The sequence below is a fragment of the Flavobacterium crassostreae genome (assembly GCF_001831475.1).
Classification (GTDB): Bacteria; Bacteroidota; Bacteroidia; order Flavobacteriales; family Flavobacteriaceae; genus Flavobacterium; species Flavobacterium crassostreae.
On sequence record NZ_CP017688.1, the window covers coordinates 754,738 to 778,193 of the forward strand.

General features: G+C 34.2%; 22 protein-coding genes and 1 tRNA gene. 8 read left to right on the top strand and 15 right to left on the bottom strand.

What is annotated here, in order from left to right:
- Window positions 1–21: 21 nt before the first annotated feature.
- Both gltX and LB076_RS03315 read left to right on the top strand, forming a co-directional pair.
- Window positions 22–1,527, top strand: a complete 1,506-nt coding sequence (gene gltX / locus LB076_RS03310; protein WP_066332822.1) for a glutamate--tRNA ligase — start codon at window positions 22–24, stop codon at window positions 1,525–1,527.
- Between the two features lie 204 nt (window positions 1,528–1,731).
- Window positions 1,732–2,733: an SPFH domain-containing protein gene (locus LB076_RS03315; RefSeq protein ID WP_066332824.1), complete on the top strand. Its 1,002-nt coding sequence runs from the start codon at window positions 1,732–1,734 to the stop codon at window positions 2,731–2,733.
- Between the two features lie 33 nt (window positions 2,734–2,766).
- Here the strand turns inward: LB076_RS03315 and LB076_RS03320 are convergent, their stop codons facing one another.
- The 4 genes from LB076_RS03320 to LB076_RS03335 form a co-directional block, all read right to left on the bottom strand.
- On the bottom strand, window positions 2,767–3,021 hold the full coding sequence (locus LB076_RS03320) for a DUF6327 family protein (RefSeq protein WP_066332825.1): 255 nt from the start codon (window positions 3,019–3,021) through the stop codon (window positions 2,767–2,769).
- A 3-nt stretch (window positions 3,022–3,024) separates the two neighbouring features.
- Window positions 3,025–3,432 (bottom strand): phage holin family protein, encoded by a 408-nt coding sequence (locus LB076_RS03325; protein WP_335583363.1) that lies wholly within the window; start codon window positions 3,430–3,432, stop codon window positions 3,025–3,027.
- A complete protein-coding gene (locus LB076_RS03330; protein ID WP_066333382.1) occupies window positions 3,413–3,742 on the bottom strand; it encodes a YtxH domain-containing protein in 330 nt (109 codons plus the stop codon). Before LB076_RS03330 ends, LB076_RS03325 begins: the two co-directional genes overlap by 20 nt.
- Window positions 3,743–4,044: 302 nt before the next feature.
- The gene (locus LB076_RS03335) at window positions 4,045–6,147 is read right to left on the bottom strand and encodes a glutamine--tRNA ligase/YqeY domain fusion protein (protein WP_066332827.1); all 2,103 of its coding nucleotides are present in this window, start codon (window positions 6,145–6,147) and stop codon (window positions 4,045–4,047) included.
- A gap of 143 nt (window positions 6,148–6,290) precedes the next feature.
- Here LB076_RS03335 and folB point away from each other — a divergent pair, with 143 nt between their 5' ends.
- Window positions 6,291–6,668: a dihydroneopterin aldolase gene (folB, locus tag LB076_RS03340; RefSeq protein ID WP_066333384.1), complete on the top strand. Its 378-nt coding sequence runs from the start codon at window positions 6,291–6,293 to the stop codon at window positions 6,666–6,668.
- A 106-nt stretch (window positions 6,669–6,774) separates the two neighbouring features.
- A tRNA-Cys gene (locus LB076_RS03345) sits at window positions 6,775–6,848 on the top strand.
- A 107-nt stretch (window positions 6,849–6,955) separates the two neighbouring features.
- Here LB076_RS03345 and LB076_RS03350 read toward each other — a convergent pair.
- The 3 genes from LB076_RS03350 to rnr are packed head-to-tail and all read right to left on the bottom strand — an operon-like array spanning window position 6,956 to window position 10,544.
- Window positions 6,956–7,639 carry a LysE family translocator gene (locus LB076_RS03350; protein WP_066332830.1) on the bottom strand — a complete coding sequence of 228 codons (684 nt, stop codon included), beginning with the start codon at window positions 7,637–7,639 and terminating at the stop codon, window positions 6,956–6,958.
- Window positions 7,640–7,677: 38 nt separating this feature from the next.
- Complete coding sequence (locus LB076_RS03355; protein ID WP_066332832.1) at window positions 7,678–8,346, bottom strand: head GIN domain-containing protein; 669 nt, start codon at window positions 8,344–8,346, stop codon at window positions 7,678–7,680.
- A 20-nt stretch (window positions 8,347–8,366) separates the two neighbouring features.
- Entirely contained in the window at window positions 8,367–10,544 is a 2,178-nt protein-coding gene (gene rnr, locus LB076_RS03360; RefSeq protein WP_066332835.1) for a ribonuclease R, read from the bottom strand.
- A gap of 912 nt (window positions 10,545–11,456) precedes the next feature.
- Here rnr and rpiB point away from each other — a divergent pair.
- A complete protein-coding gene (gene rpiB / locus LB076_RS03365; RefSeq protein ID WP_066332836.1) occupies window positions 11,457–11,888 on the top strand; it encodes a ribose 5-phosphate isomerase B in 432 nt (143 codons plus the stop codon).
- 65 nt (window positions 11,889–11,953) lie between these two features.
- Here rpiB and LB076_RS03370 read toward each other — a convergent pair whose 3' ends face one another.
- A complete protein-coding gene (locus LB076_RS03370; RefSeq protein ID WP_066332839.1) occupies window positions 11,954–12,223 on the bottom strand; it encodes a DUF1294 domain-containing protein in 270 nt (89 codons plus the stop codon).
- A 57-nt stretch (window positions 12,224–12,280) separates the two neighbouring features.
- On the opposite strand from LB076_RS03370, the gene LB076_RS03375 reads away from it, so the two are divergent.
- The gene (locus LB076_RS03375) at window positions 12,281–14,404 is read left to right on the top strand and encodes a Tex family protein (RefSeq protein ID WP_066332843.1); all 2,124 of its coding nucleotides are present in this window, start codon (window positions 12,281–12,283) and stop codon (window positions 14,402–14,404) included.
- Window positions 14,405–14,616: 212 nt separating this feature from the next.
- Here the strand turns inward: LB076_RS03375 and LB076_RS03380 are convergent, their stop codons facing one another.
- From LB076_RS03380 to tatA, 7 genes are all read right to left on the bottom strand, one after another.
- Entirely contained in the window at window positions 14,617–15,630 is a 1,014-nt protein-coding gene (locus LB076_RS03380; protein WP_066332845.1) for a hypothetical protein, read from the bottom strand.
- The gene (locus LB076_RS03385; protein WP_078055255.1) at window positions 15,608–17,236 is read right to left on the bottom strand and encodes a flavin monoamine oxidase family protein; all 1,629 of its coding nucleotides are present in this window, start codon (window positions 17,234–17,236) and stop codon (window positions 15,608–15,610) included. Before LB076_RS03385 ends, LB076_RS03380 begins: the two co-directional genes overlap by 23 nt.
- Window positions 17,211–18,716 carry a polyamine aminopropyltransferase gene (locus LB076_RS03390; protein WP_232505671.1) on the bottom strand — a complete coding sequence of 502 codons (1,506 nt, stop codon included), beginning with the start codon at window positions 18,714–18,716 and terminating at the stop codon, window positions 17,211–17,213. Before LB076_RS03390 ends, LB076_RS03385 begins: the two co-directional genes overlap by 26 nt.
- A 7-nt stretch (window positions 18,717–18,723) precedes the next feature.
- Window positions 18,724–18,939 carry a DUF350 domain-containing protein gene (locus tag LB076_RS03395; RefSeq protein ID WP_066332850.1) on the bottom strand — a complete coding sequence of 72 codons (216 nt, stop codon included), beginning with the start codon at window positions 18,937–18,939 and terminating at the stop codon, window positions 18,724–18,726.
- A gap of 186 nt (window positions 18,940–19,125) precedes the next feature.
- Window positions 19,126–20,328: a DUF4178 domain-containing protein gene (locus LB076_RS03400; RefSeq protein ID WP_066332852.1), complete on the bottom strand. Its 1,203-nt coding sequence runs from the start codon at window positions 20,326–20,328 to the stop codon at window positions 19,126–19,128.
- Window positions 20,329–20,331: 3 nt separating this feature from the next.
- Window positions 20,332–20,694, bottom strand: coding sequence for an S-adenosylmethionine decarboxylase family protein (locus LB076_RS03405; protein WP_066332855.1), 363 nt, complete (start codon window positions 20,692–20,694; stop codon window positions 20,332–20,334).
- A 327-nt stretch (window positions 20,695–21,021) separates the two neighbouring features.
- A complete protein-coding gene (tatA, locus tag LB076_RS03410) occupies window positions 21,022–21,195 on the bottom strand; it encodes a twin-arginine translocase TatA/TatE family subunit (RefSeq protein ID WP_066332858.1) in 174 nt (57 codons plus the stop codon).
- Between the two features lie 215 nt (window positions 21,196–21,410).
- Between tatA and LB076_RS03415 the strand changes: the two genes are divergently transcribed.
- Together LB076_RS03415 and LB076_RS03420 are read left to right on the top strand one after the other, a co-directional pair.
- On the top strand, window positions 21,411–21,905 hold the full coding sequence (locus LB076_RS03415; protein WP_066332859.1) for a peptidase: 495 nt from the start codon (window positions 21,411–21,413) through the stop codon (window positions 21,903–21,905).
- 35 nt (window positions 21,906–21,940) lie between these two features.
- The gene (locus tag LB076_RS03420) at window positions 21,941–23,428 is read left to right on the top strand and encodes a GH3 family acyl-acid amido synthetase (protein ID WP_066332861.1); all 1,488 of its coding nucleotides are present in this window, start codon (window positions 21,941–21,943) and stop codon (window positions 23,426–23,428) included.
- The last annotated feature ends 28 nt before the right edge of the window (window positions 23,429–23,456 follow it).

The window sequence follows — 23,456 nt, forward strand, 5'->3', positions numbered from 1 at the left end:
TTGTTCCAAAATAAAAATACAATGTCAAAGCAAGTTAGAGTGCGATTTGCACCAAGTCCAACAGGACCATTACATATAGGAGGAGTTCGAACGGCCTTATTTAATTATTTATTTGCCAAAAAAAATGGCGGTACTTTCTATTTAAGAATAGAAGATACCGACCAAAATAGGTTTGTTCCAGGAGCAGAAGCATATATAATGGAAGCCTTAGAATGGCTGGGTATTGCCCCAGATGAAACCATTGGAAAAAATGAAAAATTTGGGCCATACCGTCAAAGCGAAAGAAAAGCAATCTACCAAAAATATGCCGACCAATTGATTGCAAGTGGTTGGGCATATTATGCCTTTGATACACCAGAAGATTTAGATGCACAAAGAAAAGCAGATGAAAAAGAAGGGAAAACCTTTATTTATAACCATACCAATAGAGAAAAACTAGATACCTCTTTAGTGCTCACTCCAGAGCAACTAGCCAAAAGATTAGAAAAAGCAGAGCCGTATGTAATCCGTTTTAAAACTCCCGTAGAACAAACCTTACACTTACAAGACATTATCAGAGGCGATGTGAAATTTGAAACCAGTCTGTTGGATGATAAAGTATTGTTTAAAAGTGACGGAATGCCAACCTACCATCTAGCCAATATTGTAGATGACCATTTAATGGAAACCACACACGTGATCCGTGGAGAAGAATGGCTACCATCCCTACCCTTGCATGTACTATTGTACCAAGCCTTTGGTTGGGAAACGCCAGAATTTGCACATTTGCCATTAATATTAAAACCTGTAGGAAACGGAAAATTATCCAAAAGAGATGGCGATAAACTAGGTTTTCCGGTATTTCCGTTAGAATGGAAAACAGACCAAGGAATTGCAACTGGGTATAGAGAAAATGGTTTTTTTCCGGAAACGGTTATCAATTTCTTAGCCTTGTTGGGTTGGAATGATGGAACCGATAAAGAATTGTTTTCGTTAGAAGAATTAGTAGCTTCTTTTGATTTAAAACGAGTACACAAAGCAGGAGCAAAATTTGATCCCGAAAAAAACAAATGGTTTAACCACCAGTATTTAATGTTGCAAAGTGACGAAGCTTTGGCAAAGGCCTTCTCCCCTATTCTATCCGAAAAAAACATAGAAACATCCCAATATAATTTAGTCCGAATTGTTTCTTTAATAAAAGAACGAAGCCATTTTGTATCGGAGTTTTGGGATAGTAGTGATTTTTTCTTTCAGGCCCCTACGCAATACGATGCCAAAGCAACTAAAAACTGGAAAGAAGAAACTCCAGATTTAATGCTACAACTGATCCATGTTTTAGAACCAATAGATGACTTTACGGCAACCAACCTAGAAACCATTGTTAAAGATTGGATGCAAAACAACCAAATTGGCATGGGAAAAATTATGCAACCCTTTAGATTAAGTTTGGTAGGAGCATTAAAAGGACCCCATTTATTTGATATAGCAGAACTAATCGGCAAAACCGAAACAATCAATAGGATCCATAAAGCTATTAACAATTTATAAAAAAACAAAAAAGCTCCTTCTAACAAGGAGCTTTTTTGTTTTTTAGCACCAAGATAAAGTAGCTACACAAAATAGCTACTGCCAGTAAAAAACAGCAACCAACGCTAAGAATACGTTATACTTTTTATAATAAAAAAACCAAAGCACTACAATGCAAAACAAAAGTTGTAAATTAACCGTTAATTTAAAACTAAACAATACATTATGGACATTGCATTACTAATTATTCTTGTATTTGGATTATTTATCTTACTCTCCTCCTTCTTCACTGTGAAACAACAAACCGCAGTAATTATAGAACGGTTCGGAAAATATTTAAGCATCCGACAATCTGGACTGCATCTTAAAATTCCGCTAATGGATAGAATTGCAGGGCGTGTAAATCTTAAAATTCAGCAATTAGATGTTATCATTGAAACCAAAACCAAAGACAATGTTTTTGTAAAACTAAAAGTATCAGTACAATTTATGGTAGTCAAAGAAACGGTTTATGATGCGTTTTATAAATTAGAATACCCACACGATCAAATTACATCCTATGTATTTGATGTAGTACGAGCCGAAGTTCCTAAATTAAAATTAGACGATGTTTTTGAACGAAAAGACGATATTGCCATAGCCGTAAAAAGAGAATTGAATGAAGCCATGACTACCTACGGATATACCATTATCAATACCCTAGTAACGGATATTGACCCAGACATTCAGGTAAAAAATGCAATGAACAGAATCAATGCCGCAGATCGAGAAAAAACAGTTGCAGAATTTGAGGCCGAAGCTTCTAGAATACGCATTGTAGCCAAAGCCAAAGCTGAGGCAGAAAGCAAGCGTTTGCAAGGACAAGGTATTGCAGATCAAAGACGTGAAATTGCCAGAGGTTTGGTAGAAAGTGTAGATGTTCTAAACAGAGTTGGGATTAACTCTCAAGAGGCATCCGCCTTAATTGTGGTTACACAACATTACGATACTTTGCAAGCTATAGGGGCAGATTCAAATTCTAATTTAATTTTATTACCAAATTCTCCACAAGCTGGAAGCGAAATGTTAAACAACATGGTAGCTTCATTTAGCGCCTCTAACCAAGTAGGTGAAATGATGAAAAAAGGAAATAGAAAAAAAGAACGCCAAGATTCCAAAGAAAGTACTATGGATACGGATAGATATTTAGAACCCGAAGATCCACAAGACACCGAAAAGGAAGAATAAAGAATACAAATAAGTAAACGAAAAAAAAGAGGCTCAACGGCCTCTTTTTTTGTTTATAATCCAAGGGATAACTAAAGAAATAACTGTTTTGATAATAGATACGTAAGAGCCCGTAAAACCCATCTTGACCGTTCCTAACAAGTTACTAATAATCTGATTGGGTTGTAATGCTTCTTTAGTCTTTTGAATGCTTAAAACCAATCTTTGGTGGCTGATTTCTTTTTCTAATTTAAGAATTTCTAACTGCGCATCGATCTCTGCATAAGAAGCGTATTTTTTGGTTGTCATAATCTAATTGTTAAAAAATATTTCAGAGAATTTTTTTAGTATTGGACCTTCAATGATTTGGTCTTTTAGCAAATACAAAATTAAAGTAACCACTAAATAAAGTCCTCCAACGGATAAAAAACCATACGCATTATTGCCAAAGAACTCCCCTAACCCAAAGGCTAATGCAATAGAACAAAATAGCAACACCATACCAAAACACAAAGAAAGAAGTACAAATTTAAAAATAGTGGTAGTCGATTTCATGGCTACCTTAAACGATTGTAGCTTGTAATAAGCAACTTGGCTATCTATATAAGATTGTAGTTGTTCCGGAATGTTTTCGGCATTGTTTTTTAACTCTTCAAAAGCCATAATAATGTGGTTTATTTTTAGTTCTAAAATTTCTGAATTATCTCTGAAATTTTGCATTTTTGTCTTTGAGCTCTGCTAATTTATTTTCCAAAAAAATAATTACATCTTCTGTTTTATGGCTCATGTTAGAAACCAAATCTTCGTAGCTCCCCTCCAAATCTACTTTGGTGGTAGATAACTTGGTTTTTACTTCTTCCGAAAGGGTTTCGTACTTTTTTTGTAAATCTTTTTGAGCATCTTTGTAGCCTTCTTTAATTTTTCCTCTAGTTTTAGAACCTTTATCTGGTGCAAATAGAATTCCTATTCCTGCTCCAATTGCTGCACCGGTTAAAATAGCTAAAATGGTATTTCCAGAATTGTTTGCCATGATTTGGTATAATTTAATTGTTAATACTATAAAGGTACACATTTTATTAACATCTCGTTGTTAATAAACCTTAAATACAAATTAAAAAACCATTAAACTTTAAATAAAGCATTCTAATTAACAGAAATAACGTAAATGATACATAATACTATCCAAAAAATTATTATTGCTTAAATACGCTTTATGTAAGTCATTTTTGATAATAAAAAATAATCACTATTAAAAAAGTAATAGTTAAAACCAATAATTAAAAAGCACCTTCAAAAAGGTGCTTTTTAATATATAAAATCTATAGTAGTTGTCTAAAATAGCATAGCATTTAAAATGGCTAATACGGCTTCATTTTTTTCTTTGGCTTGTATTTCTAATAATAAATTTTTAAAAACCAAAAGACTAGCAGTATTTGCTTGTAGGTTTTGTAGGGTCAAAATTCTAACAGCTACCAATTGACTTTTTATAGACATGTTATAAAGTTTGGCTAAAGACTCTGGATCGATATCCTTAAAAGTTATTTTGTCCGAATGCTGCAAAATCAAATTAGCAAATAACAAGGCATTAGCATCGTTCTTGATATTTTTTACAATGGTTTGATTTAATAACGTATAATTATCGATGCTTTTTATGTTGTCCAGAATAGAAACTAAGCCTATTTGGGCCACAGTTTGGTCTTTCTCTTTAACGTATTTGTTGATTTCTTTTTGTGTAGCCATCAATAAATTGGCTTCTTTTTTGCCTTTTTCTTCCCAAGCATCTTTTAAACCTACAGTTTTATTGAATACTAATTCCGAACTATTGCTGTCTTTGTCAATGGCAAAATAACCCAAACGCTGAAACTGAAATTGATCTCCCAATTGTGCAGTATTAAGGCTTGGTTCTAGATAACCAACTACGGTTTGTAAAGAATTTTGGTTTATAAAATCCAGAAAATTTTTCTCCTTATGCGTATCTGGTGCCTCATCGGTAAACAACCTATCGTACAACCTAACTTCGGCTTTAATGGCATGCTTAATGGAAACCCAATGCAAGGTTCCTGCTACTTTTCTTTTGGAGGCCTCACTCCCACTTCCGCTCAAAGAATCCGTATCATAGCTTACTTGAATTTCGGTGATATTTCCTTGAGAGTCTTTGCTAATAGATTCTGCCTTGATGATATAAGCGTTTTTTAAGCGTACCTCATTACCAAGACTTAAACGAAAGAATTTGGCAGGTGCCTGTTCTAAAAAATCTTCTCTTTCTAGATACAATTCTCTAGAAAAAGGAAGCTTTCGGAATCCTGCTGTACTATCTTCTGGATTGTTTTCGGCGTCCAAAAATTCTTCTTTATCTTCTGGATAATTAGTTATTACTACTTTTATAGGATCTAAAACAGCCATCACTCTAGGAGCATTTTTGTTTAAATCTTCGCGCAAGCAAAATTCTAATAAAGAATAATCGATAACATTTTCGCGTTTTGCTACACCAATTATATCACAAAATTTACGAATAGAATGCGCAGTATATCCCCTTCTTCGTAATCCGGAAATGGTAGGCATTCTAGGATCGTCCCATCCGGTAACGATTTTATCTTGAACCAATTGGAGTAACTTTCGTTTACTCATAACGGTATAATTTAGGTTCAAACGCGCAAATTCGTATTGGTGTGGTCTTACCTTATTTGAATCGTAAATTTGATCCAAAAACCAGTTATACAGTTCTTTATGCATAACAAATTCTAGGGTACAAATTGAGTGCGAAATTTGCTCTATATAATCACTCTCGCCATGTGCAAAATCATACATTGGATAGATTTTCCAATCGTTAGCTGTTCGGTGGTGGTGGCGGTGCAAAATACGATACATCAAGGGATCCCGCAGTAACATGTTTTTAGAACTCATGTCAATTTTGGCACGCAAAACATGGGTTCCTTCCGGAAAATCCCCATTTTTCATGCCTTCAAATAATGCTAAATTTTCTGCAATGGAGCGGTTTCTAAAAGGACCATCTACTCCAGCTTGTGTTGGAGTTCCTTTTTGAATGGCTATAGCTTCTGAAGACTGGCTGTCTACATAGGCTACGCCTTTTTTAATCATTAAAACGGCCCAATCGTACAATTGCTGAAAATAATCCGAAGCATACCGTTCTTCATCCCAATGAAAGCCTAACCACTGCAAATCCTCTTTGATGGCATCTACATACTCTTGCTCTTCTTTGGCAGGGTTAGTGTCATCAAAACGCAGGTTTACTGGCGCATTATAACGCAATCCGAGTCCAAATTGCAAGCAAATAGATTTGGCATGACCAATGTGCAAATAGCCGTTGGGTTCTGGCGGAAATCGAAAGCGTAATTTATCTGAAGAGAATCCATTGGATAGGTTTTCTTCAATAATTTGTTCTATAAAATGGAGTGATTTTTCTTCTGTAGCCATGTTGTTGTATTAAAAACGCAAAGTTATTAAAATTGTTGGTTTATTGCTAGATCCTTGCTTTTGTTATCTAATAAAATAGAAAGAATACTCCAAAAACTTTGTACTTTTATGGCTTAATTATTTTACTTAAAAAAAATACTAAAATGGGAACTATTAAACTTAAAAATATACGCACGTTTTCGTACCACGGTTGTTTGATTGAAGAAGGAAAAATTGGGTCCGATTATGTCATAAATTTAGAAGTAAAAACAGATTTTAAGAAATCGTGTACTTCGGATGATTTAAAGGATACCGTAGATTATGTGCTACTCAATAAAATAGTAAAAGAAGAAATGGCTATTAGATCCCATTTATTGGAGCATGTAGGACAAAGAATTACTACCAGGATCTTGGATAGTGTTCCTGAAATTTCAAGAGTTTTATTAGGTATTTCTAAGCTAAACCCTCCTATTGGTGGCGATGTTGAGGCCGTAACTATTGAATTAAAAGAATATAGAAGCAAGACAGACTCTAAAAAATAGTTTATAAAAGCTTGGTTATCTGAGTAGTACTATATTTTTTAAAAAATATACTGCTTTATGCTTTTAAAAACTGAAGTTTTTAAGTACTTTTGTCCTTCCTAATTATGGCGTCGTGGCCGAGTGGCTAGGCTGGGCTCTGCAAAAGCTCCTACTGCGGTTCGAATCCGCACGATGCCTCCAAAACCTTCAAAGCAATTTGAAGGTTTTTTTTTGGTCTTTATTTTTTATAAATAAGACCTAAAAAAACCGCTCTTTTTACAAGCGGTTGGCATTGGTTTGGTCTAAAATTAGTGTGGCTTTTCTATCTTATGAAAAGCATTTTTTACCATTTCTTTTTCTTTTGGAAACCAGCCTTGGGTTATTAAAACCAATCCAAATAGCATTAAAACAATACTAATTCCTTTTTTTATTTTTAAAATATTTGAAGGAGTCATTTTGGATTTTAACTGTTTGGCCAAAAGTATTTTAATACAATCTATGGCTAAATAAGTGAGGATAACGGTGCTAAAAAAAGTAAGCATTCTAGTATTCTCCATCTCTAATTTTGGTCCTACAGAAAGGATTACTGCCATCCAAAAACCAAGCACTCCAATATTGATTATATTTAATAAAAACCCTTTAATAAAGAGGCTAAGATAATTTTTCTTGATTATTTCTTTATCAATTTGCTGGGTATTTACTTTTTTCTCTTTGCGTAAATTTAAAAACGAGATTAGCCCGTATGCAAGCATTAGTATGCCACCAAAGATGAAGAGAGCTGGTTTGTCTTGCAAATCTTGAATTAGCCTATAGCTTCCTAAATAGGCTACTGCAATAAAAATTATATCTCCCAATACAACTCCTAAATCTACTACTAAAGCGGCTCTAAATCCTTTTATAATACTGGTCTCTAGTAAGATAAAAAAAACAGGACCAATCATAAAACTTAAAAAAATTCCCCAAGGAATCCCTAATAATATATCGTTAATCATTAATAATTTAATTATTTAAAGAATAAAAAGTATGCAATTTAATTTTTTTCTTTAATAGTTCCACCAAATGTGGTTTCTTTATTGATTTGTTTTGGTTTTCCGAAAATCAATACAGTACCTCCTGCTTTGACTTTGGCATCTACTAAGGTTGTGGCGTACACTGCTGCATTACCTCCTGCCGAAATAGTTATTGTAGTTTGTTGGGTATGCAGATCTTTGGATTCTAGCATACCGCCTGTGGTAAGTACTGCCACTTGATTGCTGGCTTTACCAGTGAGTACAATACTGCCTCCAGTAACTGCTTTGACACGGACTTTATCCAAATCTAATTTTAAACTAATTTCTGCACCTTCTTTGACATTTAAATCCAGAATACTGGCCTTAAAGGTTTCGTTGCTAGTTACCAATGCGCCTTCACTGGCATCTATTGCATTTAGGTTGGTATAATACAACGTAATGGTAGTAGCATCTCCAGAGAGGAGTTTTGGAAAAGGCATTCGTATTTTTAGTTCGCCATTTTTTTGGATTAACTCTACTTCATCTTCTCGTTCTCCGGTTATAGTAATTCTATTTTCGGTAGAAGCTATCAATTGTACCTGGAGTTTATCAAAGACTTTTAGAGTACTAAAATCAGCTAAATTTTTGTCTACCTGAGCAGTTGCACCTTGGATCGCTAAGGCAAATACGAAGAGAAATAGATTTTTCATGGTTTTGTTTAATTTAGTAGTTACTCATTTCTTCTTAAAAAATTAAAATCCAATTGTTTTTTGACTAAATCGGCATTTTTAACTTTTACATATATTTCGTCGCCTAATTGTAATAATTTATTTGTAGTAGCACCAACTAAGGCATATTGTTTTTCATCAAAGGTGTAATAATCTTCTTTGATATCTCGGGTGCGTACCATTCCTTCGCATTTGTTTTCTATGATTTCTACATAAATACCCCATTCTGTAACGCCGGAGATAACTCCCAAAAATTCTTGATCTTGGTGGTCTTGCATGTATTTTACTTGCATGTATTTGATCGAATCTCTTTCGGCATTGGTGGCTAAACCTTCCATGGTAGAGCAATGCAAACATTTGGTTTCGTAGAGTTCTTGATCTACAGATTTGGCACCATCCAAATAAAACTGTAACAAACGGTGTACCATAACGTCTGGATAACGACGAATAGGTGAGGTAAAATGCGAATAATAATCAAATGCCAAACCATAATGCCCTATATTATCTGTAGAATATTTGGCTTTACTCATAGTTCTAATTGCTAGGGTATCAATTAAATTTTGTTCTTTTTTGCCATTCACATCAGCCATCAATTGGTTTAAAGATTTAGAAACATCTCCTTGTTTAAAATCAATTTTATAACCAAACTTAGCTATCACAGCTTGCATAGCAAAGAGTTTATCTTCATTAGGCTCGTCATGAATTCTGTAAATAAATGTTTTCTTTTGTTTACCAATATACTCTGCTACTTTTTTGTTAGCCAAAAGCATAAATTCTTCAATTAAATGGTTGGCATCTTTGGAAACTTTAAAATAAACTCCTTCTGGTTCGCCTTGATCACTCAAATTGAATTTTACTTCTACTTTATCAAATGAAATGGCACCATCTTGCATTCTTTTTCTTCTCAAAATCTTAGCTAGCGAATCTAATTTAAGCGTTGCTGCGAGGATTTCTTCCGAAACTTGATACGAACTACCCGTTATAGAAATTGCTTCCGGAATGGTATCGTCTTTGGTCTCTATGAGGTATTGTGCTTCTTCGTATGCAAATCGTTGGTCCGAATAAATCACTGTGCGACCAAACCATTGGTTAATCACTTCACTTTTTTCGGAAATCTCAAATACAGCCGAGAAGGTATATTTTTCTTCTTTCGGACGCAAAGAACACGCAAAATTAGACAACACTTCGGGCAACATTGGCACTACCCTATCTACCAAATAAACCGAGGTGGCTCGTTGGTAGGCTTCATCATCTAAGATGGTTCCTTCCTCTAGATAGTACGAAACATCTGCTATGTGAATTCCAATTTCGTAGTTCCCGTTTTCGAGTTTTTTAAAGGATAACGCATCATCAAAATCCTTGGCATCTTTGGGATCTATGGTAAAGGTTAGCGTATCGCGCATGTCTCTACGATTGGCAATTTCGGCTTCTGTTATCGAAGTATCAATCTTTTGTGCGTAGGTTTCTACCTCAATAGGAAACTCAGACGGCAAACCATATTCGGCTAAAATGGCATGAATTTCGGTATCGTGTTCTCCGGGTTTTCCGAGTACTTTTATTACTTTTCCAAAAGGGCTATCCGCTCTAGCGGGCCAATCTTCAATGTGAACCAAAACTACATCTCCTTGCTCTGCATCTCCTATTTTGTCCTTGGGTATAAAAATATCGGTGTACATCTTAGGGTTTGCGGTAGACACAAAAGAAAAATTCTTCTGGATGTCTATAACCCCAACAAAATCTGTTTTGTTTCTTTCTACAATTTCAATAACCTCTCCCTCAGGACGTTTTCCTTTTCTTCGGTTATAAACGTATACTTTTACGGTGTCTTTGTCTAGGGCGTGATTTAGGTTATTGGTAGGTATAAATACGTCTTCTTCTAAATCAGCACATACAAAATAGGCGGTTTTACGCCCAGTCATGTCTATTTTGCCTTCGTAATAATCCGAACTAGCTGCCTTGATCAGATAGCTTCCTGGTTCGGACTCAATAATCTTGTTTTGCGAAGCTAAAATTTTTAGATCCTTGATAATTTGGTTCCTGCTTTGGGTATCATCAAGATCTAGTTTAGCTCCTATTTGTTTGTAATTAAATGCTTTATTAGCACTCTGGGAGAGTATTTTTATAATCTTATCCGAGAAGTCTTTCTCTTTTTTTACTGGCTTTCGTATTCTTTTGCTCATAAATCGTTTCTTAAAGTCTGAAAAATACAAAATAGTTGCCAGTTATAAGAACAAATTGCCAGTTTTAAACAAATTATAACTTTCTGGGTTTGGATTATTTCTTAGATTGCATTAGACTGCTTTCCATAAATTTGCTGCTTTGCTTTACTACATTTCTAAAAAAACAAAGCAATCCTTTTATGTCTTTAGATTTTTTCTGTTCTAGATACCTAACAGAAACTTCTATTTAAATTTCTTTATTTTTTGGAGAGTTGTCAACACATATATAATTAAACAAAAAGAAAAATTAAATTTAAATTATTTATTAATGGGTATTATAGCGTGTTAATAGCTACTATAAATTTTGGTCTAAAAGGTTTGAATCTAACTTTTGGTAGCTTTATATGGGGTTATTAACATCTTTTTGTTTTGTTAAAGTACTTGTTTTGAGGTATTTTAGTGTTTTAATTAACAACTGTTGATAAGTTACAAAATGCTAAAATTGTAAATAACTATTTTTAAAAAACATGTTAATAAACCAGATTTAAGTATGGATAACTTTTCTAAAAAAGACACAAACTAAATTAGGATATTAAAACTGGGTTTTGGATTAACCTTTTTTTAGTGATTTCCAAAATTTAGTTCTTATTTTCTTTAGTTACTTATTAACAATTTGTATTAACAAACGGCTGCTTGAATACCAGCACTTTAGCATGCACTATTAACAATCTGTTTTTTAGACAATTTATTTTTAAGTGAAGCCTTGATTAACAGGGTTTTAGTTGTTTTTAAATATGGTTAATAACTATATAAAATACAGTATAGCAGTTAGTTATAACAAACTTTTTTTAATTTTATTTAAAAAAAGTTTTTAGGGTATCTATCCCACCATTGTTTTTGGTAAATTTGCTTGCACAACTTAATACATATATAATGAAAATTGCAATAGGAAACGATCATGCTGGTCCAGAATACAAAAAAGCCATTCTAGAAATGCTTAGCGCTAAAGGCTACCAAGTTACTAATTATGGAACGGATACTACGGATAGTGTAGATTATCCAGATTTTGCACACCTAGTAGCTACGGATGTGGCAACGGCCAAAGTAGATTTTGGTATTTTAATTTGTGGTAGCGGTAATGGTATCTCTATGGCTGCCAACAAACATCAAAATGTTCGTGCTGGTTTGTGCTGGATTAAAGAAATTGCAGTATTGGCCAGACAGCATAATGACGCTAATATTGTTAGTATTCCAGCTCGTTTTACTTCTATCCCACAAGCGGTAGAGATTGTAGAAGCTTTTTTGAGTACAGATTTTGAAGGAGGCAGACACCAAAATAGAGTGCATAAAATAGCGTGTAGCTAATTATAAATCGGGCTGCTTCGCAGCGATACATTTTAAAAGCAGTACCATCCAAGGTGCTGCTTTTTTTAGTGTAAACGATAAAAACAGACAGCACCCACAAGCAGTATTTGAAACAAAACAAGTCCCCAAAATGAAAATAAATACTTTTTTTTGGAAGTTTTATGTCTAAAAACCAGCATCCCCACTCCTGCCCCAATGGTTCCTCCAAAAGCAACAACCCCCAAAAGTGTTTTTTCGGGAATTCTTCTTTTGTGCTTTTTAGCTAAATATTTGTCGTAGCCCGTTATGGCAAATCCAAAAATAGTTAGCACTAAAAAATAGTAGAATAAAACCATGATTTAACTCCAATTACGTTTCAAAGATATTATTTTAGCCGTCCGAAAAAAAATAAAATGAACAACATACAATACATTTCCAAGTCCGTTGCCACGGCAACAATGAATATTCAAAAAACCGTACAATTATTACAAGAAGACTGTACCATACCGTTTATTTCCCGTTACCGAAAAGATACTACTGGAAACCTAGACGAGGTACAAATTGAAACCATAGCCAAACTTCAAAAAGAATATGAAGCAATTGTAAAACGCAAAGAAGCAATCCTAAAAGCCATTATGGAACAAGGAGCCATGACCGAAACCTTGTTTGCTAAAATCGATAAAAGTTTTGATTTGCAAGAATTAGAAGATTTTTATTTGCCTTTCAAAAAGAAGAAAAAAACCAAGGCGGATGTGGCCCGTGAAAACGGATTGGAACCGTTGGCCAAAATAATTATGTCGCAAGGCAAGGAAGATGTTGCTTTTTTGTCGACCAAATATTTGAACGAAACGGTCCGTAACGAAGAAGCTGCATTACAAGGCGCTCGCGATATTATAGCCGAGTGGATTAACGAAAACAGCCATGTCCGCAAACAATTGCGACGCCTCTATGAACGCAAAGCAACCATTACAACCAAGGTAGTTAAAACCAAAAAAGACGACGAAGCAGCCCAAAAATTCAACCAATATTTTGATTGGTCCGAGCCGTTAACCAAGGCACCTTCGCACCGTTTAATGGCCATGTTGCGTGCCGAAAACGAAGGTTTTATCAAGTTTAAAATAGAAGTTGACCCCGAGGATGCTTATGCACTTATCGATCAATTGGTTTTAAAAGGACAAAATGCCAGTACCTCTCAGGTGCAATTAGCCATTGAAGACAGTTACAAAAGGTTACTACATCCAGCAATTTCTAACGAAGCACTGCAAGAAGCCAAGACCAAGGCCGATGCCAATTCCATTCAGGTTTTTGCCAATAATTTAGGGCAGTTATTGTTGGCACCACCCTTGGGCGAAAAACGAATTTTGGCTATTGACCCTGGTTTTAGATCGGGTTGTAAAGTGGTTTGTTTGGACCAAAAAGGCGATTTACTGTACAACGAAACTATTTATCCGCATGCGCCGCAAAACGAAACGGCAATGGCCATGAAAAAAATAAAATCCATGGTGAATGCGTATCAAATCGATGCAATATCCATTGGTAATGGAACTGCTTCGCGCGAAACCGAATTTTTCATCAAGAAAATTGCTTTGGATAAACCAGTGCAAGTTTTTATTGTTTCTGAGGCAGGAGCTTCGGTATATTCTGCGTCTAAAACTGCTCGCGAAGAATTTCCAGATTATGATGTTACCGTGCGTGGTTCGGTTTCTATTGGCAGAAGGCTCTCCGATCCGTTGGCCGAATTGGTTAAAATAGATCCTAAAGCCATTGGCGTAGGACAGTACCAACACGATGTAGATCAAAATAAATTAAAAGAAGAACTGGACCACACCGTAATTCGTTGCGTGAATTCAGTTGGCGTGAATATCAACACGGCGAGCAAACATTTGTTGCGTTATGTGAGTGGAATAGGAGAGAAGTTGGCCGAAAACATTGTAAACTACCGCTCTGAAAATGGCGCTTTTGAAAACCGAAAGCAGTTAAAAAAAGTACCTCGCTTGGGCGAAAAAGCCTACCAACAAGCAGCGGCATTTATTAGAATTCTGAATGCAAAAAATCCTTTGGACAACTCGGCAGTACATCCAGAGGCATACGGTATTGTAGAAAAAATGGCAAAAGACTTGAAGTTATCAGTAAATGATTTGATTTCCAACAAAGAAAAAACCGCTCTAATAAAACCAGAAAACTATGTAACTGCGGATATTGGCGTTTTGACCCTGCAAGACATCATCAAAGAACTTGAAAAACCAGGATTAGATCCCAGAAAAGCAGCCACTGTGTTTGAATTTGATCCAAATGTAAAAACCATAAAAGATGTTAAGCCTGGAATGCTACTACCTGGGATTGTGAATAACATAACCAACTTTGGTTGTTTTGTAGATATAGGAGTGAAGGAAAGTGGCTTGGTACACATTTCGCAACTCAAAGAAGGCTTTGTAAGCGATGTAAACCAAGTAGTGAAGCTACACCAACAACTAACCGTAAAAGTAACGGAGGTAGATGAGGATAGAAAACGAATCCAGTTAACGATGGTGTTTTAAACCCAAAAAAGAGGCGGTTTCAAAATTTTGAAACCGCCTCTTTTTCTATTATTTTTTTATAATTCTAAAACCATAATCAACTTGTTCACCATCTTTCACTCTGAATGCGTCTTGGCAATTGGGATCAATTGGTGTTGCAACTTTTTTAAAATTACAAGTTTGGCTTGTAAAGGTTTGTGTTAAATGGGATATAAATACTAGCACAAGCAAAATTAGGATTTACTTTTCCAAATAAAACCATCCAAAAGATAATGGGTAAATTGTGGTACTGTGAGTAAGGGTATAATTATAAAATGCCAATTTTGGAGATGAAGATTTGTACCTGAAAATTGTTCGTTCCAAATAAGTAATTCCCATAAATATTCTTCTGAAAAAGCAATTAAAAGTAAGACCATTATAAAAATAATAATGCCTTTATACTGTTTGAATTGGTATAAAAAACCTAGTTCAGTTTTGGATTTTTTTTCTATTTCATTTAGATAAATCAATGCTATATAAGGGATACCGTGAGACACAACGTTCAATAGAGTAAAAACTAAATCCGTATTAAAATATACAATTCCGAAATACCAAGATAAAATAGTCCCTACAATAATTGCATTTTTTGGAATGTTGAATGTATTTTTTTTTAAAGATTGATAAACGGTTCTAGTTATATAAATCAGTAAAATAAAAAGATAAACCCAACCGAATATTTTTAGTAATAAAGGATTTTCAAACATATAAAATTCATTTTCTACAAACCAGTTAAATTTTCGCGAAGGCGACAAAAACCAAAACAGCATCGGATATATTGTTGCGGTATAAATGATGGCATTATCAATCCAGACCCATTTTTTAGATTCGTTTCGGGCATATAAACGCATGAAGCCATATTGTTGCCTTATGAAATGAAATACCGCTATATATGCTAAAGCAGACCAAAATACTGCACTACCTAAGGAAAATAATACTAAACCCATCAGGAAGCACAAAATAGGTAAGCCTATTAATAATTTTTTTCTTTTTTGAAATTCAGTCTTTACAAAATAGGTTTTAAAGAGTGTGGCATAAACATGTGCTACATCAATAAAAACAACTAAAATGAGCCAGGTGTAAAAGGAATATTGTTCTTCTATTAATTGTAGTTGTTTTTGAAATAAAAATACAATAGCAACTACTAAAAAAGAGGGAAGGAGTATAAAAAAACTGTCGGTTTTTGCTTTATGAATCCATGGTTGTATCATCCATCATATTGTTTATTACGTTAATACCTTGATGAAAGGCTTCTTCAAAAATAGAAATTCCAGCTAAATCGGTGTGTGCAAAATAAATTTTATTTTTTATGGATTGTGCTGCTTCTTTTTTGGCTTGACCATAAATAAATCCAGGTACAGGGCTAATCATTCCGTGGCCTAACAAATGAATTTCGATGCTTTGAGTGTCTTCTTCAATGGTTGGATGTGCTATTTTTAAATCTTCGAACACCATTTTTATCCAATGCTCTTGCGTTTTTTTGTATAATTCTCGGCGAGAACTTTTTAGGTCAGCAGCCGAAAAGCTATAATAATAAGTAATCACTTTTTTGTCATGAACTTGTTGTAAGGATTGGTGCTGGTCATAAACATAACCCAAACCTTTTGACCCATAAATAATATTATCCCAACAAAGTGGAAAGCGGTTGTTATCACTCAAACCAGAAACAACCAGAGTTGCTAACAACCAAGGGGTATAATGAAATTCTGTGGCTAATTTTTTACGGTTTTCTAATAGATATTGATTTACAAACTGTGGCGTTGCCAGCAAAATTTTGTTGGCAATAATTGTTGTGGATGTTTTAGATATATTGTCAAATACTGTTGCAACAGCTTTATTATCATGGATCTTGATATTGTAAACCAAATGATTTTTTAAGCATTTATCGGTTACATACTTTTGTAAATGTTGCGCTAATCTGGCGTTTCCTTCTGGCCATGTCAAAACGGTATCGGCTTTGTTTTGACTTGCATTTAGTTTTCTTGCTGCAAAATAATGAATTCCAGCATAAGCCGAAACATAGGCAATACCTAGCCCAAAATCATCTTTACAACAGTAATCAAGGTATTTTAATAAGGGTTTTGAACTAAAATTGTTTTGCTCTAACCACTGCATCATGGTTATTGAGTCTAGTGCTTTTACATCATGGTTTGTTGCGGATTGGGATTGCGGAATCATAAACCAAAATTTTCCGTTGGAATCTTTTTTAGACCGAAATGTATCCATTAGTTTAAAGAAACGACTAAGCTCACGTTCTTCTTGGTCTGAGTTTCCTTGTTTTGGAACTACACCTTCTTGCCAGTTATTTTTGTAAAATAGGCGTTCCTGTGGCGCAAAAGTAAGTTGGGTTTCATCAAATTCAGGAAGACCATTTAGATCATAGCCCAGAATGATTTTTTCTTCTTCTAAAAATTGCATCAACTGGGTATCTTCTACATTTGGCAATGGTAAATAATGGGCGCCAAGCGGATATTTGGAGTATTTATTTTCTCCGTTGGAAGAGTTTCCTCCTAAATGATCTTCTAATTCAACCACTAAAAAGTCGGTAATTCCTTTTTTGGTTAACTGTCTTGCGGCACTTAATCCAGTAATTCCGCCGCCTACAATTAAATAAGGGATTGTTATTTCTTTAGTCGGCTTTGGAAAATTTTGTACTCTGAGTTTATGCCCTAAAATATGATTGGTACCAGATAATCTGATCAACAAAGTGAAGGCTTTTTCTTTACAGGATTCCAAAAACGGAATTATAAGTAAAGATACAGCTATCGATTTGAAGAAATTTCTTCTTGAATTATTGTAATTTTCCCCATTCTTCATCAAAATAGCGTACTAAAATTTGGTTGTCTAATCGGTTAATTTCGATGTTTTTTGAAAGCATGTCTTCTGAAAAGTAATTAAACTTTTCAAACTGATAATTGTAAAAACGAAGGGTATTTAATTTTCGGTTTACGGTATTAAAAGTAGTTCCAAAACCATTGATTGCAATGGTATAACCCCATTCTCCAAAAGAGGGAACGTAGGCGTGATAAGCATCAATTTGAGGAAAAACTTGCATTGCGGTTTTATTAATACACCAAAATGATTTAGGAGCAAAATAGGGAGAAGTGGTTTGAATTACCACAACAGCATCTAGATTTAATAGTTTTTGAACGGTTGCATAAAAGTTCAGCGAATATAATTTTCCTAGACTATAATTAGATGGATCTGGAAAATCAATGATAACTACATCAAACTTCTCGGAACAATTTTTGGCCCAGATATAGGCGTCTTTATTGTAAACAGTGACCTTAATGTTATTGAGTGAATTAGCATTAAAATTGGTTAAAACAGCATTGGTTTTAAATAATTTAGTCATACCCTGGTCTAGATCTACTAAAGTGATTTTCTGGACCTCTTTGTATTTTAAAATTTCTCTAGCAGCTAGTCCGTCACCACCTCCTAAAATCAATACATTATCTACTTTTTTTGCCATTGCCATAGCGGGATGTACCAGAGCTTCATGATAACGATATTCATCAGTAGAACTAAATTGCAAATTGTTGTTTAAATACAGCCTATAATCACTTTTATTATGAGTAAGTACGATGCGCTGGTATGCGGTTGTATGGGTATAAATAATGTTTTCTCCGTAAAGTTTTTCTTCTGAATAGGCTAATATTTTGTCTGAAAACAGGAAAACAATAAGTAGTATTAGGAAAGAAATAATTGCTTTACTTTTTAAGAAATATACTTTTTTTAATTCTTTTTTTAACAAAAAACACAAAGCAATTGCTATTGAAATGTTTATCATACCAAAGAATAAGGAAGTGCCCATAATTCCTAGTTTTGGAACTAAAAATAAAGGAAATAATACCGATGCTAATAGTGCACCAATGTAATCAAAGGTAAAAACATTGGATACTAAATCTCTAAATTCAACTTTATCCTTTAGAATATTCATCAACAAAGGGATTTCCAAACCAACCAAACACCCTGTTACAAACACCAAAAAATAAAGCAAGATTTGGAAAGAATAAACACTCTCAAACAATAAAAACAATACCACTGAACTCAATCCACCTACTAAGCCTACTAGTATTTCTATTTCTACAAAAGTGTTTAATAGATTTTTAGTCAAAAATTTAGAAAAATAAGAACCCACTCCCATTGAAAATAAATATACTCCGATGATGAATGAAAATTGTTTTACCGAATCGCCTAATAGATAACTGGCTAACGTACCAGCAACTAATTCATAAACTAGTCCACATGTAGCTATTGTAAATACTGCAAAGAGCAGTAAATATTCAAATTTCAATATTTTTTTACCCATGAATTGCGGCACTAATAATCATTGAAATACCAATGATAAAGGCAGCAAATACTATTGCTAAAGCCGTATTGTTGTTTTTAGAAATTTCGTTCCAAGTGTTCTCAGGGGTTAATCGTTCGATAATAAAGTAAGCTATTAAAAGAATGATAATTCCTAAAAGAGAGAAAACAATTGAAGCTAAAAAGGGTTTCATTGTTAATGCTTCCATGGTAAATTGGTTTTAATTATTTATGATAAAAATGATTAAAAGAACTACGACTTCCTTGTGTAGGTCTATAATTTTCGGTTGATTCGCAATCACAAATGCTATTTCCATTGGTGTTATAATATACATATAATGCATAAAAACATAAGCCAACTAATAGCGAAAGATAATTTGTTTTTATAAAGTCTGTTATTCTTCCCATCGTTTGTTTTCAAAATTTTTGTCTAGATAAAACATTGCTACCACAAATACAATCATAAAAAGAAAGGTCATATACACATTTCTATAAGAGGGTTTGGACCAAGTAGCTTGAATTTGTAAAGTTTGGTTTTGTACATCTTCAACGGCTTTGGTTGGTGTAATGGACAAATGGTATTTTCCAGGCCCTACACCACAAATATTTAATTTTTCGGTCACACTTCCTTCAGTCCAACTTTCGCCATCAGCATAACCGTGATAATACTCAATATCTTTACTTGCATAGGTTTCTTCGTTGGTTTTTTCGTTAATCAAAGCCACTTGTACATTTGCCCAAGAGTTATCAACATTAGTATGCACTCTTATGGATAATGGTGCTGAACTGCCTTTTAGTACAAAACTAGGCGTAATATAGTCTTTGTTTGCATAGTGTTCAAAAGCCATCTCTGTATTGAGTACATTTTGTTCCATACGATTTATATTGGTGTACCAATGTGTAAATAGAATCAATAAAGCAAAACAACAACAGATTAAAGCCAAATTGCCGATATTAAAAAGGAATGGTTGCACCATGCCAACACCACTTTTAGCAGCAAGTGTGTTATTGGTATGAAATGCTCTTTTAATTTCTTTTCTGGAAATGTGTTTCCCTAAAAAGGCAGTCTGATTTGGACCCTTTTTTTCAAAGGATACTAACAAAGGGGGGCAAATGTATTCGATTAACTCGAAATTAGAATAGATATCAAAATCAAAAAATCCTTGAGCCGAAATTAAAGTAGGGTAGCAGTAATTGTAACGATCAAACAATTTATCTTCATATTCTAATGTCAAAGGATGGTTACCTACTTTTTTTTGAAATTCAATTTCATGCAAAATAATCCAATGACCTGAGGATTCCGATAAATATAGAAATTCTTCTTTTTTGTTGATTAGTATGTATTCTTTCCATTCAAATCCATCACAAGCTTTTATTAGGATTCCGGTTATGGTATATTCTTGATTATTAAAAGTAGCTGTTTTACCAACGACAAAGGTTTGGTCATAGTAGTAGGACTTAAATCTATTATTAAACTTAAGACCCACATCCCTAGTGTTTTTATACACGTAGGTACAATGAGGACAGGCAAAAATAGCAACCAAAAATGGAACGTCAAGTGTTGTAGTAGTATTACAATTAAAACAAGTAACAGTCATATCTTATCTATTAATTTCAAAATCTTTAAGTATTTTTGCTTCAAAATAAGAAATGTAATCTGCAGTAATTTCTTTAACCTTTAATGTATTGTCTTGCAAGTAGTTACACAAATAAACATCTAATGTTAATTGTTTAAATTCAGGCCAAGTATGAATGCATATATGGGACTCTTTCAAACAAATAGCAATGGTAAAACTGCCATTTTCAAAATCATGAATGCTAATGCCTACTTTTTCTAAAGTGTATTTTAGCAGCAAATCTTCAGAGAAAGCTATAAATTTTTGACTATTTATAAGTGTATCCAATTTTTTGACTTCAAGAGTAACCAATTTATGCAAGCCGGGCGAATAAGTAACTGGATTCATTTAGATACTAGTAATATGGAAAAACAGAAAGAATTAGTTTACGAAAATAGTCTATTTTTTGACACAGCAACAATTATTGGTTATTTTTAATTCTAATAAAAGCAGCTTATTTTGGCTGTTTTATAGCGCTACCACCAGCTACCACAACTACACCAAAGGGTCGTAGTGTTGTATTAGAGTTTTAGACTAATTAGAATATAAATTCTAAAAAAATATGCAAATCCAGAACCACATACAACAAAAACAAACAAAAAATCCCAAATGCCATTAGTTTGGAATTTGGGATTACCGTGCTTTAAACCGGAGCTTAAATGCAACTCTAATTCGTTACGCTTTAGGATCTTCTTTTTTATCAGTGGAAGGATCTTCTTTGGCGGCATTTTTAAATTCTTTAATTCCGCCACCCAATCCTTTCATTAATTCTGGAATTTTTTTGCCTCCAAAAAGTAATAAAACAACTGCTAAAATAACTAGGATTTCTGTAACACCAAATTTTCCCATGATTGAATAATTTATTGCCGAAGCAAATTTGTAATAAAAGTAGCTACAAAGGTAAATAGAATAACTTTATGGCTACCGTTTTTAAAACATTTATTTGCTATACGTTACGTTAAAATATATTAAAAGCAATTTGCAAACCGAGTTAGTTAGCCAAATCCGGCGCATGCGTTCTATCAATGACTTAAATTATTATATTTGTAGTCTAAAGAAAAAAAATGACAGAAAAACGATTGAAAAGGAAAAAACTTCATAACAAATTATTCAACAAGAACCGTTTGGTTGTTTTGAATGAAGATACTTTTGAAGAAAAATTTTCTTTAAAATTAAACCTAATGAACGTTTTTGTAGTGGCTTCCTTGGGAGCAATACTCTTGATTTTGATCACTACTTTAATTATTGCATTTACGCCCTTACGAGAATTTATACCTGGTTACTCTTCTACAAAACTAAAAAAAGAAGCAACAGAACTGGCTTTAAAATCCGATTCGTTGGCCATTGCCTTAAAAAAAAATGAAGCCTATATACACGCTATTCAAAAAGTACTTACCGGAGAGTTAGAATATGCCAAATTCAATAAAGATTCTATTTTAAAAGACCAAACCCAGAGCGTTGAGGTGCTTAAACTCACTGCCTCCGAAGAAGAGTTGGCCTTACGTAAACAAGTAAATAAACAAGAACAAAACAGCACTCTCCAAAAATCAAAACGATAAATTTGCTTTTATTTTTTTAAAGAACCCAAGCCAAAATGTCTATAAAATCAATTGCTGCCAAAATAGCTGCACAAATAATATTCAAACAAACACAAGCTTGGGCCAGCCAGCCAGTTGCAAGCCAAGAACGGGTTTTGAAAGACTTACTAAAGCAAGCAAAACACACCCAATTTGGCAAAGACCATCATTTTGAACAAATAAAAACCGCTGCAGACTTTGCTAGATTAGTGCCCATTAGAGATTATGAGGATTTAAAACCCTACATAGATAGGGTAGTGGATGGAGAAAAAGACATCCTTTGGAAAGGCAAGCCATTGTATTTTGCCAAAACCTCCGGAACGACCTCTGGAGCCAAATACATTCCGCTGACTAAAGCCTCTATGCCTTATCATATTAAAGCAGCCCGAAATGCCATTTTACATTACATACACGAAACAAATAAGGCAGATTTTGTAGATGGAAAAATGATTTTTTTGCAAGGAAGCCCAATTTTAGAACAAAAAAACGGCATACAATTTGGGCGTTTATCCGGAATTGTAGCCCATTTTGTACCCAAATATTTACAAAAAAACCGCCTACCCTCCTTAAAAACCAATTGCATTGAAGATTGGGAAACCAAGATTGATGCTATTGTTGCCGAGACCTATCAGCAAGACATGACCGTGATTTCGGGAATTCCTTCTTGGGTCCAAATGTATTTTGAGCGCTTGGAGCAAAAAACAGGCCAGAGAGTAGGCCAGCTTTTTGAGAACTTTAACCTCTTTATCTACGGAGGCGTAAATTATGAACCCTATAGAGCCAAATTTGAAAACCTTATAGGCCGAAGAGTTGACAGCATTGAATTATTTCCTGCATCCGAAGGTTTTTTTGCCTATCAAGACTCTCAAAAACAAAAAGGCATGCTCTTGCTGCTCGATGCAGGTATTTTTTATGAATTTATCAAAAGTGACGAATTTTATACAAACAACCCCAAACGCTACACCATTGGCGAGGTAGCCTTGGGTATAAACTACGTTTTAATAGTCTCTACCAACGCAGGACTTTGGGGTTATAATATAGGAGATACCGTAGCATTTACTACATTGAGTCCATATCGAGTGGTTGTTTCGGGCAGAATCAAACATTATATTTCTGCTTTTGGAGAACACGTGATTGGCAAAGAAGTAGAGAGCGCCCTGCAAGAGGCAACCTTAGGAACCCAGATCCGGATTAATGAATTTACGGTTGCCCCACAAATAACGCCAGCTACAGGATTGCCATACCATCAATGGTATATTGAATTTGAACAAGAACCCCAAGATTTAGAAGCCTTTGCCCTAGCTTTAGATTCTGCCATGCGCAAGCAAAACATGTATTATAACGATTTGATTGTTGGAAATATTTTAAAGAAAGTAGTAGTTACTAAAGTAGTTCAAAACGGTTTCCAGCAGTACATGAAAGCCATCGGAAAACTAGGAGGACAAAATAAAATCCCGCGTTTGTCCAACAATCGAGATATAGTAGATTTATTAAACACCAAATAAAGCCTTTTTAAAGTCTGATAATCAAGAA

Excerpts from the sequence above, each read along its gene's own strand:
- gltX (WP_066332822.1), top strand. The coding sequence starts at position 22 with ATGTCAAAGCAAGTTAGAGTGCGATTTGCACCAAGTCCAACAGGACCA.
- LB076_RS03315 (WP_066332824.1), top strand. The coding sequence starts at position 1,732 with ATGGACATTGCATTACTAATTATTCTTGTATTTGGATTATTTATCTTA.
- LB076_RS03320 (WP_066332825.1), bottom strand. The coding sequence starts at position 3,021 with ATGACAACCAAAAAATACGCTTCTTATGCAGAGATCGATGCGCAGTTA.
- LB076_RS03325 (WP_335583363.1), bottom strand. The coding sequence starts at position 3,432 with ATGCAAAATTTCAGAGATAATTCAGAAATTTTAGAACTAAAAATAAAC.
- LB076_RS03330 (WP_066333382.1), bottom strand. The coding sequence starts at position 3,742 with ATGGCAAACAATTCTGGAAATACCATTTTAGCTATTTTAACCGGTGCA.
- LB076_RS03335 (WP_066332827.1), bottom strand. The coding sequence starts at position 6,147 with ATGGCTACAGAAGAAAAATCACTCCATTTTATAGAACAAATTATTGAA.
- folB (WP_066333384.1), top strand. The coding sequence starts at position 6,291 with ATGGGAACTATTAAACTTAAAAATATACGCACGTTTTCGTACCACGGT.
- LB076_RS03350 (WP_066332830.1), bottom strand. The coding sequence starts at position 7,639 with ATGATTAACGATATATTATTAGGGATTCCTTGGGGAATTTTTTTAAGT.
- LB076_RS03355 (WP_066332832.1), bottom strand. The coding sequence starts at position 8,346 with ATGAAAAATCTATTTCTCTTCGTATTTGCCTTAGCGATCCAAGGTGCA.
- rnr (WP_066332835.1), bottom strand. The coding sequence starts at position 10,544 with ATGAGCAAAAGAATACGAAAGCCAGTAAAAAAAGAGAAAGACTTCTCG.
- rpiB (WP_066332836.1), top strand. The coding sequence starts at position 11,457 with ATGAAAATTGCAATAGGAAACGATCATGCTGGTCCAGAATACAAAAAA.
- LB076_RS03370 (WP_066332839.1), bottom strand. The coding sequence starts at position 12,223 with ATGGTTTTATTCTACTATTTTTTAGTGCTAACTATTTTTGGATTTGCC.
- LB076_RS03375 (WP_066332843.1), top strand. The coding sequence starts at position 12,281 with ATGAACAACATACAATACATTTCCAAGTCCGTTGCCACGGCAACAATG.
- LB076_RS03380 (WP_066332845.1), bottom strand. The coding sequence starts at position 15,630 with ATGATACAACCATGGATTCATAAAGCAAAAACCGACAGTTTTTTTATA.
- LB076_RS03385 (WP_078055255.1), bottom strand. The coding sequence starts at position 17,236 with ATGAAGAATGGGGAAAATTACAATAATTCAAGAAGAAATTTCTTCAAA.
- LB076_RS03395 (WP_066332850.1), bottom strand. The coding sequence starts at position 18,939 with ATGGAAGCATTAACAATGAAACCCTTTTTAGCTTCAATTGTTTTCTCT.
- LB076_RS03400 (WP_066332852.1), bottom strand. The coding sequence starts at position 20,328 with ATGACTGTTACTTGTTTTAATTGTAATACTACTACAACACTTGACGTT.
- LB076_RS03405 (WP_066332855.1), bottom strand. The coding sequence starts at position 20,694 with ATGAATCCAGTTACTTATTCGCCCGGCTTGCATAAATTGGTTACTCTT.
- tatA (WP_066332858.1), bottom strand. The coding sequence starts at position 21,195 with ATGGGAAAATTTGGTGTTACAGAAATCCTAGTTATTTTAGCAGTTGTT.
- LB076_RS03415 (WP_066332859.1), top strand. The coding sequence starts at position 21,411 with ATGACAGAAAAACGATTGAAAAGGAAAAAACTTCATAACAAATTATTC.
- LB076_RS03420 (WP_066332861.1), top strand. The coding sequence starts at position 21,941 with ATGTCTATAAAATCAATTGCTGCCAAAATAGCTGCACAAATAATATTC.